Here is a 12,490-nt window from a genome sequence, read left to right as displayed (position 1 = left end):
ATGTACTTAACTTTAAAAATAAAACTTTATAAAATTTTTATAAACTAAAAAATAAAGAGGTAAGTTAAATCTTACCCCTTTATATTAATTAAAATGAGCTACAAATGTTTCTATTGTGATATTTATTGTCTTTTGTTCTATCTTCTTTAGATGCAAGTAATTCTTCTAACATCTTTTTATATTTACTGTCATTTGTAACTCTTATATGACTTTCTATAAGATAAATGCTGTTTGTCTTAGGTCTTTTCTTTCTTATGTTATTATCAATTATTGTCTTAGCCATATCAAAACTTTGAATATGAGTATGCCCATTTTTAAAGTTTTTCTTAGTATTATATACTATATAGCCTCTCTTAACCCTCAAGATAATATATCCTTCTCTTTCATAAATTTTTTCTGCGCCTGCTGTTTTATTAGATTTTGGTATTTGAAATTCTACAATATTATTACTACAAACTTTGTTTTTTATAGGATCCACGACTTTAATCATAATAACACCCCAATTATCTTATTTTATATTAAGATGGTAAATTTTTTAATATTTACCTATCTTACTTTAATTGTAAATAAATAAAATTCTAAATTGGTTACATTTATGTTAATTTTTTCTTTATTTTTAATACAAATAAATTTTAGGAAAGTTATATCTTCCAAGCATATCTCATATTTTGTAAATCTACCATATGTTTATAAAGACCATCATTTTTAATTAATTCTTCTGATGTACCTTCTTCTGATACTTTACCATTTTCTAAAACAACTAAATGTGATGCAGTTGCAATAGTTCTCATTCTATGAGCTATCATTATTACTGTTTTGTGTTGAATTAATTTTGATAAAGCCCTTTGTACATAAGTTTCACTTTCAACGTCTAAAGATGCACTAGCTTCATCTAAAAGTATTATTGGAGCATCTTTTAATATTGCTCTTGCGATTGAAATTCTTTGTCTTTGACCTCCAGATAATTTTGAACCATTTTCTCCGATAACTGTATCATAACCATCTGGTAAGTTATCTACAAATTCATCGCAAAATGCTAATTTTGCAGCTCTTTTAACTTCTTCGTCAGTCGCATCTTTTTTACCTATTCTTATATTTTCAAGGATTGTATTGTTAAATAATACAACATCTTGGAATACTATTGAGAATTTAGACAAAAGCACTTCTGGGTCAACTGTAGAAATATCTACTCCACCTATTTTTATTTTTCCTTTATCTAAATCATAAAATCTAGCTATTAAAGATGCACAAGTCGTCTTTCCTCCGCCACTATTTCCGACTAATGCTGTTATTTCATCTTGTTTTGCAGTAAAGCTAACATTGTCTAATACTGGTTTTCCAGGTTGATATGAGAAACTTACATCTTCAAACTCGATATCATAATTATCAGGTTCAAAAGTATCTCCTCCTGTTTGAAGTTTATAATCATTTATATTGTTTAGTCTATCTACTCTTGATTCACAACTTATAATCGCAGCTAAATTTTGTAATGTTGCATTTAGTGGATCGTATAATCTAGATGCAACTATTAAAAATAACATAAACACTTCTAATGTTATTTCCCCTGACATTAAGTATTTAACTCCGAAAATAACTACTGTAGCAATACCAAGTTTAAGCACAAGTTGTGAGCTTACTACAAATAATGCATTTGTAAGTTCTGCTTTTATTTGACTCTTTTCACAATTATCAATAGCGTCATCTACTTCTTGTAGATATTGTTCCGTAAAATTACTAGCTTTTAAATCCCTAACTGTTTCTAATCCCTCTTGTATTTTTTCTGTTCTTATAAGCTGTATATCTCTATCTTTATGACCTACAGCGCTTAATTTTCTCTTTGCCAATAAAATTAAAATAATCGCAACAGGAACACACCAAACTGCAGCTATTGACATTTTAACATCAAAGGCAAACATTCCTATTGAAAGTAAAACAGTCGAAACTATTGAACCTACAAATTCAGGAATAAAGTGTGATAGTGCCTGTTCCATATAAGTGACATCTGATAAAATTGTAGTTGTTAAATCTGATAAATCCCTTTTTGAGAAAAATGACATAGGGAATTTTCTAAGTTTTTCTGCTACATTTATTCTAAGTCGTGCACTTTCTGTATATGTGTTTAAAAATGTCATATTATATTGGATATAGTGAGCTATATAAATAAGTACAAATACTACTATAAATTCTACAATATAAACACCTACTGAAAATTCATATGACTTATCTGCTAATATTTTTAGCAAATCACAAGTGAAAAAGTATAAAACCCCTATAGACATTGCAATTATAATATAAGATATTGTGCAAGATATACACGCTTTAATTAAATTCTTTGCCCCTAATTCAGTTAAGGCAAATTTCTTTTGTATTTTTTCTAGCAGCATACAAATTCACCCACTTTCCAATCTATAGATTGACGATATTCAGACCACATCTTAGCATATAATCCATTCTTATCTACTAATTCTTTATGTATACCACTTTCAACTATTTTTCCATCATCGACAACATAGATACAATCTACATTTACTATTGTAGATAGACGATGAGCTATCATTATTGTAGTTTTATTTTTAGATAATTCTAATATAGCTTTTTGCATTAAATATTCATTATCACTATCTGCATATGCTGTTGCTTCGTCTAATAATAAGATAGGTGCATTTTTAACTATTGCTCTTGCTAAAGTTATTCTTTGAGTTTCTCCTCCTGATAAATACACACCTTCTGTACCTATTTTAGTATCAAGACCTGTATCAAACTTAGATATAATATCGTCGCATTGTGCTTTGTGAAGTGCATCTAAAACATCTTTTTTATCTACATCAAAGCCCATTTTGATATTTTCATACAAGCTTTTCTTTAATAATTTATTATCTTGGAACACGAATGATATTTTATCCATAAGATCTTTTTCATTCATATCTTTTACATTTATTCCACCTATTTCGATTGAGCCTTTTGTAACATCGTAAAATCTAGGTATTAAAGATACTAAAGTTGATTTACCACCACCGCTTTTTCCGACAAATGCGACAGTTGTTCCACTTTTAATATCTAAATTTATGTTGTGAAGTACTTCAACATCAGTATCTGGATAAGTAAATGAAACATTATTAAATTTAATATTGTAATTACTTAATTTTTGTGATGTTTGAGGATACTTAACTATTTCTTTCTTTGTTATACTTTCTATACGATTTAGAGCATCTTCTGCCAACATTGTATTTTCACTTGCAAACATAATTTTATTAGTTGTAACTGCAAGTATTGGTGTAAATATTACATAAAACATAAAGTCTGGAAGTAAAGAAGAAACATTAAATCCATTTAGAACTAAAATCATCATACTTCCTATTAAGAATATAAATATACTATTTACAAATGCTGTAAATCCAGTCATAGGTCTACGTAATTTATTAGTATAACCTACTGAAAATTTTTCATAATTTTTTATTGATTTATGAAAACGTTCAAAAGAGAAAACTGTTTGTTGAAATGTCTTTACAACTGGTATCCCTCTTATATATTCAACTGCTTCGTTGCTCATTTCCTCTAGAGCATCCATATATTGTTTCATTGATTGTGCTAAATCTTTTCCAAGCATTTTTGACATATTTACAAATGCTAAAGCTAAAGGAATTAAAGATGCAATCCCAAATCTCCAGTTAAATATAAATAAACAAACAACTGCAGCAATTAATGTCGTTACAAGTTGAACCATATCTGGTAGTTGATGTGCTAAATAAGTCTCTGTTGATGCTGCTGATTCGTCAATTATTTTTCTTACTTTACCACTTCCTTCTTTTGATAAATATCCCATAGGAAGTTTCATAACGTGATGAATAGCATCTTTTCTCATATTTGATGCTATTCTAAAAGCTGCTAAATGTGAGCATATAAGTGATAAAACATATACAAGTATTCCTACTACAGCAAAAGTAAATGCATACCATCCATATCTAGCTGCGTCACTTGCCAAGCTAAAATTTGGATATACATCTAGTATGACTTGTATTACCTTCCATATCCATACAAAAGGCATTAATAATAAAATTGCACTTATAAATGATAAAAATAGTGATAACATTGTTAAGTACTTATGATTGCCTGCATAAGCAAATAGTTTTTTTAATATTGCCATGCGATTACCTCCTTCTTAAATAATCTTGAATTTCATTTGCAATAACAGTGTACTATTTTACCCCTTGCAATTCTACTCCAATACAATATAATTAATCCATTTTGATATCCGATTTTCTATATTGTTGTGGTGTCATATTTACATATTTAGAAAAAGCTGCTGAGTATTTGCTGGGATTTGAATACCCAATTTTATTGGCTATTTCTATAATAGGTATATCTGTTTTTTTCAAAAGCCCAATACTATATTCTATTCTGTATTGTTTAAACCAAGTGTATATTGGAACACCGTAAATCTCTTTGAATATTTTTCTCAAAGTATTGATATTTATATTGCATTCTTGGGCTAATCTATTAAAATCAGGTTTTATACTTAGATTTTGAGAAAGATAGTTTTTGATGGATTTAACAGTTTCTATTTGATTTTTAGGATAATATCTTTTTTTATCTTGTATCATTTCAAAATCACTATGTGATAAAAATAATAATAATTCTAGCACTTTTATTTTTAAATAATCCACTTTGACATCATCATCAACACTATACATTTCCATAAATATATGCTGTATTTGTTGAGTGGCTCTCATTATATATATGTCATTATTTAAAGTAAGTTTTTTTGAAATTAGGTTTATATCTATATTAAATTCAGAGAATATCTCGTTATTTTTCGCTTTTTCAGTATCTATTAAAACTTCTAACCCTTCATAATATCCAAAAGTGAAAAATTCATTACTTTTGTTTAATGACCATCTGCTAATTGATAAATCACCCTCTGTAAGATATGCATAATATTCTTGATCATATAGACACTCAAACTTTCCCCTCAAACAGTGATTTATCTCGATATATTTCGTACTATTATTGTCTATTACTGTTTTTGGAGCTTCATAGCAATGAAATCTATTATATATTATTTGCACTCCATTATATACATCTATACAGTACATTCTTCCCTCTCCACCTAGTTTGTCTATCATATATTCTGTTTCATAATGGTTTATTTTTTCCTTGTTTAATATAGGTATATTACAGTTTTCAAGCATAGAATCTTCTTCCCCTTTTATAGTTTGATTTTAAGTTAATTATATTGATATTGGTAATCACTGTCAAATAATAAGGGTGAGTTTTATTGAAAATTAATAGATATATAAACATTGCCATAAATTCAAGTAGATGATTTTAAATTAAAAATAATATAAATTATTATAAAGAAACTAGAAATATAGTATAATGAAAAATAATTATACAATTGTTATAAAATCCGAACTAAAGATCAGAGTTAATAGTACACCTGTTTTTTATGCTAAAATATAAAAATATCAACATTTATCTAAAACATAGCCTAATAATAAAATCTCTTTATAATAAATTATTGATTCCCTATATTTTTTCAAATTGCCACCAATCAAATTTTGAAAAGCCTGTTAAAATAAATTTTATATAGAGGTAGGTGAATAGACAATAAGTAATCTTAAGAGTACAATATATATGTAAATAATGACTATAAACATTAATTAAAGATTAAAATAGCATAGCTATATAAGAAGATATTTTAGTATTAATTTAAAAAGGAGAATTGTATGTTAAAAGAAAATATAATAATTTTATTAGAGGAATTTAAGAATGGATTACTAGATTGTGCTACTAATGGCACATTTAGTGAACAAGAGTATAAAAAAATGCGTGAACAAATATTAGAAATAGATAACCTTAAATCCCATATACCAATTTTTCTAAAGGTTCAGCGAACACCTAATGAATTTAGAAGATATATGCAAGGGTTATATGGCAATTATGCAGGGAGAAGAAAATTTATTACTGATGAAATTAATAAATTGATATTAGTAGTAGAGGAGTCAAAAGAAGTAGAATTATCTAGTAATGATGAATATACTATAGGAGAACGTTTGGGTAATGGAGGATTTGGACAGGTTTATAAATATCATAATGAGTTGTTAGACTTAGATTTTGCTATAAAAGTACTTGATCCTTTGTTTTCATCAGAAAAAGATCAAGCCAATAGTGAAAAACGTTTTTTTAGAGAGGCGAAAATGCTTTTTACATTGTGTCATCCAAATATTGTAAGAATATATGATGTAGGACGCTTAGAAGGAAAACCTTTTATAAAGATGGAGTTAGTGGAAGGATGTGATATGAATGGTTTATTAAAAAAACATGGTAACTTAACATTCGAGAATAGTTTACTACCAATTATTGAATTGCTCAAAGGACTTGAATATGCACATCATAAAGGCATTATTCATAGAGATTTAAAACCAAGTAACTATATGTATTCTGAGACTTGTGGATATAAAATAATTGATTTTGGAATTAGTGCCTTTACAGAAAGCGAAGGATATACTAAATTAACAAAAACTGGTGAACAAATTGCAGGAGGTCTATATACTGATCCACAACTTATGGAAAATCCAACACTAAGAGATTGTAGAAGTGATATTTATTCTGTTGGTGCTATTTGGCATTTTTTATTGACTGGAAGAGCACCTTCTGGTGGAGATATGCGTAAAAATCTAATTAAAAATTATAATTTGGATGAAGATAAGACTGATTTAATTATTAGATGTTTAGCATATAAACTGGAAGATAGATACAATAATTGTTTAGAGTTGAGAAAAATTCTTGAAAGTCTTTAAATAATGATAAAATAAATACTTGTATGTTAGATAAATATTGTAGGAATATCATTAATAATCTTAGAAAAATCAGCACTTAAAATAAATAAAAATATACAAGAATAGAAATAAATAATTTTCTTTCACTGATATAAGCATGAGTGCTTATATCGTTCAACACATTTAATAAAAGTTGTTGTTTATTGAAAAATTATTTAATGAATATTTATAATTTAGGGGTGAAGATAATGAGTGATACAACAAAAAGACAGCATTATATTTGGAGAAACTATCTTACAAGATGGACAGACAATGGTGATCGTTTAAAAGGTAAATTATATGTTAAACGAAAGAAACTTAGAGGTAGTCAGAACCTAATTGAGTTTTCTAAACTTGAGAAAATTGGGTTTGAAAAATTCTATTATGATGTGACTGGCTTTCAAGATAAAGATGTTAGTATACTAAATCAATTTTTATCATATATGCAGAGGAAGGAACTTATTAAGTTTGGAATTGATCCAAGCTTATTTTCTAAAGCTGCGAATCAAAGAGATTTTATTGAAAAAGAAATAATGTGCTCTTATGAGGATATAGATAACAAATGGAAATTTCTTGATAAATTATCTAAAGGGGACTTTTCTTTCTATAAGAATAGTAAAAAGCAGGATATTTTAGATAAAGTTTATAAAAACATGATATATAGTCTACTATACCAAGAAGATAATTTATCAAAAAGTGATCTTTTAAATATTATGGAAGAGTTCTTTAAAGATAATTCTGACGAGGATGATCTAAAGTATGAGTTTAATAGGTTTTTTTGTATGCAATATTTCCGTTCACCAAGGATTCATAATAATATAAGTGTTAATATTGAAGAATTGAAAAAAAAGAATAGTGAATTAAAAGAATTAGATACAAACTTTTATGTAAATATGGTTGCAGTATATTTTGCAGAACAAATGGCACTAAATATAACTCATAATTTTAGTACGAGTATATTACTTTTTGAGAATAAAACAGATACTCCTTTTATTACAGGTGATACACCAATAATTAATCTTGGAGGAACTGAAATGAATAAAATCACGATGTTTCATTATCCAATTTCTCCAAGAATGGCAACTCAGTTGATAGTAGTTCCTAAATTTAGTAATTTGGAAGTAATTAATAAAAATATACATATACCATTAGATCAAAATTTTGTTTCAATTGTAAAGAACTGTAATCAAAAGCTTGCGGATAATTGTGTTAATGAAATATATTCAAATGATAATAATTGTCTAAAAAAATTAAACATACAGTAAAATATATTTAGTTAGAGTAAAAAATAAAATTTTAGTTTTAGATGTATTTAAATACACAGTTGCCATCTAAGTAAGTTGCTAATATTTCTATATCTTTTAACTTATCTTTTTCTACTTCAAATGGATTTTGTCCAAGTACAACAAAGTCGTAAACTTTGCCAACTTCTATGCTTCCTTTTGTTTTTTCTTCAAAAGAAGCATAAGCGCCCATTATTGTGTAAGATTTGATTGCTTATTCTACACTTAAAGCTTGTTCTGGTAAGAAAGGTACTTTTTCGTACCTTTTTTATTTATATCACAAATTACTTTCATAATTAATAGTCCAGTTTCTCTAAAAATAAATCAAAATCAATTATATCTGGTTTACAATAATACCAATATCTTCCATAAATAAAACTATTTGATAATATACCCTTTATACCATTTATATTTCTTTCTAGTATGATTAATAGTATAGGATATAATTTTTGATTCATAAATTCAACAATTATATCTATATCTTTATCTGTAAGTTTTTCTATATCAATTTTAGTATTTAAAATACCGTCTATAAAACAATATTCAATAACTATATCTATAAAATTTTCTATATAATATTCCCCACATTTTTTTATTAAATCGACCTTTTTATTATCCAATAGAATCAAAAATATTCCACCTAATCTATTTACCATAAATTTATTTATGTTCATCATAGCGTAATCAGTTAATTTTCCATCTGCATGCATATCTTCAACTGGTCCATTTCTATATATAATATGTGTTGTAGCAACAGATAAATTATGAATTATGTCCTTATCATCTAGCGGTTTATCATTTTCCATAAACTTTATATAATTATTTATATCCATTTTTTCCTTCCTTTCTTTTTAAATTTTTACTATCCTTTTCTTTAATTATATCAATATTCATACGTTTTTATCTTTTATTTTCATAATATACAAAAATAGCATGTAAACTATTAAAAAATACATGCTATATATTAAATATTTATTTTTATATTTTAAATAATACTTTTCTAGTTATTTAATCTCAAGTGTACCTTTAGAGCAATTATTCACACAAGTTTTACACTTGATACAATTAATATTATTAAATTTGTTATTTTCATCAAATTCTAAATAAGACTGTAAATGTTCTGTTTGCTTTAATATTTTCCATTTTATCTTCCCTATATATAATTAAAATACTTCCTATATATTTAATTATATAATCGAATATCTATTTTTAAGCTATCATATTCATAACAATCATAAGTGCCCCAATTGAACATAATACGATTCCAAGTACTCTATTTAAAACCTCTTCTGAAGATTTATTGGCAAATTTTGCAGATACTTGTGCACCTACAAATGTAAATAACATACAAAGGATTAATATTTTAAAATCAGGCATTCCACCTATTGCAAAGTGTGACATAGCTCCTGTAAGTGCTGTAAATGTCATTATAAATACACTTGTTCCAACTGCTGTTTTTAACTCATAACCTAATACACTTGTAAGGATTAATAAAAGCATCATTCCTCCACCAGCACCTACAAATCCACATATAAACCCGATCATTATTCCACATAATATCGATTGTATTATTTTTGTTTTAACTGACTTTTCTTCCATATCGTCTTTTGTTGTCATAACTGGTTTTATTATAAATTTAAGTCCAACTAAAAATGTCATATATACAGAAAAGTTACCCATCATTTTATTTGGGACTAAACTAGATATATAGCTTCCTACCATGGTAAATATCAAAACTGTTATCATCATTATCATTCCATTTTTTATATCTAGGTTTTTATTTTTACCATAAGTATAAGCTGATACGGCACTTGCTAGTACATCTGATGCTAGTGCAATTCCAACTGCTTGGTATGCTGGCATTCCTAAAAAAGTAATTAACATAGGTGATATAACTGCAGCTGCACTAAGCCCAGCAAGACCTGTCCCAATTCCAGCTCCGAAACCACCTATCAAACATGTGATTAATGTAATCATAATTATCCTCCTAAATTTTGTATATTTTATCATAATATACAGTTTAATATATATTTAAGTATTTATTATGAACTAGTATTTTAACTTCTTTAATTAAATCCAAAAAAATAGCGTGTAAATCTAATTTGAAATACACGCCATATATATAAAAGCCCTAATCATTTACTTAAATCAGTTGCTTCCTCGACTAATATTTAATCTTCATTTGTTGATAAATCACTATCGTTGTCAGCTTTATCATCTACAATATCAGTATTTTGATTATCTTTTTTCTTTTCAAGTGAATTCAAATTTTTTTATTATTGAAAAGTCAAATAATGTTATGCATAGTGATATTTTTCTTTTTTTGCAATTAAGAAACTTATCGATATAACAAATGCGCATATTTCAGCAACAGTAATCGCAAGCCATACTCCATCAAGTTGTAAGAATATCGGTAAAATTATTACTGCAAGTGTTTCAAATCCCAATGTTCTTGAGAATGATATTATAGCCGAAATCATTCCATTATTAAGCGCTGTAAAAAATGAAGATGCATAGATGTTTATTCCCGCTAGTATAAAGTAGAATGAGAATAATCTAAATCCGTGCACAGTCATATCAAATAATTGCTTATCATATCCTACAAATACTTTTGCAAGGGGAGATGCTAAAATCTGTGCAAGCACCATCATAGTAATTCCTAAAATGCTCATTATTTTAAAACTTTTTTGAAGCATATTTTTAACTTCATTATGATTTTCTGAACCATAGTGATAAGATACTATAGGCGCTGTTCCTATTGAATATCCTATAAATACTGCAATAAATGCAAATTCAACATACATAACTGCACCATATGCTGCAATACCATTTTGACCAGCAAGTCTCATAAGTTGGAAGTTGTAAAGCATACTTACAAGTGATGAAGATACTGTAGTCATAAGTTCAGATACTCCATTTGCACATGCTTTTAAAAGAACTGTTCCTTCTAATTTAGTTTTTACAAATTTAAGCGCTGTATCATTTTTAGAACTCATAAAATAAATTAGTGGTAAAACTCCACCTATACATTGACTTAAACCAGTTGCCAATGCTGCTCCAACTAAGCCCCATTTAAATACTGCTATAAATAATGCATCTAAAACCATATTTGTAAGCCCAGCTATAACAGTCATAATAAGACCAAGTCTTGGTTTTTCCGCTGTAATAAAAAGACTTTGGAATACACTTTGTAACATAAATGCCGTATTAAATATAACAAGAGTTCTTCCGTATGTTACACAATCTTCAAGCATTTGTCCACTTGCTCCAAGAGCACTTGAAAGTGGTCGTATAACTATAAGTCCCAAAATTGTAAGAAGTAGTCCTAATATAATTACTAATGTTATAAGCATTGTAAAATATCTATTGGCGTCTTCTTTTTTATCTTCACCAAGTGTCTTTGCAACTAATGCACTCCCACCTGTTCCTATCATAAATCCAAATGCACCTAATATCATTAAAAATGGCCAAACTAAGTTAACTGCGGCAAATGGTGTTTTCCCTACAAAGTTAGATACAAATGTACCGTCTACAACACCATAAATCGAAGTAAAGACCATCATAACAATAGAAGGAAGTGCAAATCTAAATATTTTTTTATAAGTAAAATGTTCAGATAATTGTATTGTCATATTTATTCCTCCATTTTATATTAAATCTCTAAAAAGCTATCCTTCAATAGATCATTAAATTTTCTAAGTAAGTTTATTAATAATTCTTGCTCTTTTTCATCCATCTTAGATAAAGCATTATTTTCTTTTGAAATAATTATATCGACTGTATTATTAGCCAAGTCTAATCCTTTTTCTGTAAGGCTAACTTGCTTACTTCTTTTATCATTTATATTGAGTAATTCTATGTATCCTTCTGCTTCCATCTTTTTCAAAGATGAGTTTACAGTTTGTTTTGGAATACACATCATATTACATATATCACTTTGAGTTAGTACTTTATTTTCTTCTCTTAGTATATAAAGTATCCAAAGCATACAGTCAGACATTTTAAATTTTTTTGCAAGGTTACTGTATAAATCATTATTTTCTTTCATAACCTCATTAAATTCAAGCATCCTCTTTGATGAATTATTTTTCATATCAACCCTCCTCAATAATCCGATATCGGACAATAGATATTATAGTCCGATATCGGATTATTGTCAATGTATCTTTCTTCCTACTTTTAATTCATAATTTTTAATATGTTAAATTATACTTCTTTTATAATGTTGATTCATTCTTTGTTATAATGTATAATAATCGCTAGCAAAAAATTAAATATAGAGCTTAGAGTTGCTTAGCTTTATACTTGATTTAAATAAAAAATTCAATATATTGTTAAAAAGTTTTATTATGACATATTTTGATAATATATATATAATATACTTTACAT

11 protein-coding genes are annotated in these 12,490 nt (G+C 27.1%); 2 read left to right on the top strand and 9 right to left on the bottom strand.

Going from position 1 to position 12,490, the window contains the following annotated elements; translation table 11 throughout:
- Positions 1-88: 88 nt before the first annotated feature.
- From I4U58_RS08775 to I4U58_RS08760, 4 genes are all read right to left on the bottom strand, one after another.
- Positions 89-490, bottom strand: a complete 402-nt coding sequence (locus I4U58_RS08775) for a hypothetical protein (RefSeq protein ID WP_195930921.1) — start codon at positions 488-490, stop codon at positions 89-91.
- 151 nt (positions 491-641) lie between these two features.
- A complete protein-coding gene (locus I4U58_RS08770) occupies positions 642-2,381 on the bottom strand; it encodes an ABC transporter ATP-binding protein (RefSeq protein WP_195930922.1) in 1,740 nt (579 codons plus the stop codon).
- Positions 2,375-4,144: an ABC transporter ATP-binding protein gene (locus I4U58_RS08765; RefSeq protein ID WP_195930920.1), complete on the bottom strand. Its 1,770-nt coding sequence runs from the start codon at positions 4,142-4,144 to the stop codon at positions 2,375-2,377. The genes I4U58_RS08770 and I4U58_RS08765 overlap by 7 nt, the downstream gene beginning before the upstream one ends.
- Positions 4,145-4,235: 91 nt before the next feature.
- A complete protein-coding gene (locus I4U58_RS08760) occupies positions 4,236-5,189 on the bottom strand; it encodes a helix-turn-helix domain-containing protein (RefSeq protein WP_195930919.1) in 954 nt (317 codons plus the stop codon).
- A gap of 537 nt (positions 5,190-5,726) precedes the next feature.
- Here I4U58_RS08760 and I4U58_RS08755 point away from each other — a divergent pair.
- Together I4U58_RS08755 and I4U58_RS08750 are read left to right on the top strand one after the other, a co-directional pair.
- The gene (locus I4U58_RS08755; protein WP_195930918.1) at positions 5,727-6,800 is read left to right on the top strand and encodes a serine/threonine-protein kinase; all 1,074 of its coding nucleotides are present in this window, start codon (positions 5,727-5,729) and stop codon (positions 6,798-6,800) included.
- Positions 6,801-7,027: 227 nt separating this feature from the next.
- Positions 7,028-8,083, top strand: coding sequence for a DUF4238 domain-containing protein (locus I4U58_RS08750; RefSeq protein WP_195930917.1), 1,056 nt, complete (start codon positions 7,028-7,030; stop codon positions 8,081-8,083).
- Positions 8,084-8,120: 37 nt separating this feature from the next.
- On the opposite strand, the gene I4U58_RS08745 is transcribed toward I4U58_RS08750, so the two are convergent.
- From I4U58_RS08745 to I4U58_RS08725, 5 genes are all read right to left on the bottom strand, one after another.
- Entirely contained in the window at positions 8,121-8,312 is a 192-nt protein-coding gene (locus tag I4U58_RS08745; protein ID WP_295571861.1) for an amidohydrolase family protein, read from the bottom strand.
- A gap of 85 nt (positions 8,313-8,397) precedes the next feature.
- A complete protein-coding gene (locus I4U58_RS08740; protein WP_195930915.1) occupies positions 8,398-8,934 on the bottom strand; it encodes a hypothetical protein in 537 nt (178 codons plus the stop codon).
- Positions 8,935-9,310: 376 nt separating this feature from the next.
- Entirely contained in the window at positions 9,311-10,078 is a 768-nt protein-coding gene (locus tag I4U58_RS08735; protein ID WP_195930914.1) for a sulfite exporter TauE/SafE family protein, read from the bottom strand.
- A 320-nt stretch (positions 10,079-10,398) separates the two neighbouring features.
- A complete protein-coding gene (locus I4U58_RS08730; protein ID WP_195930913.1) occupies positions 10,399-11,733 on the bottom strand; it encodes an MATE family efflux transporter in 1,335 nt (444 codons plus the stop codon).
- A 20-nt stretch (positions 11,734-11,753) separates the two neighbouring features.
- On the bottom strand, positions 11,754-12,194 hold the full coding sequence (locus I4U58_RS08725) for a MarR family transcriptional regulator (protein WP_195930912.1): 441 nt from the start codon (positions 12,192-12,194) through the stop codon (positions 11,754-11,756).
- Positions 12,195-12,490 lie beyond the last annotated feature (296 nt).

It is taken from the genome of Clostridium sp. 1001270J_160509_D11, assembly GCF_015667935.1.
Lineage (GTDB): Bacteria > Bacillota > Clostridia > Peptostreptococcales > Peptostreptococcaceae > Intestinibacter.
This window is presented reverse-complemented; position numbering and strand designations above follow the sequence as displayed.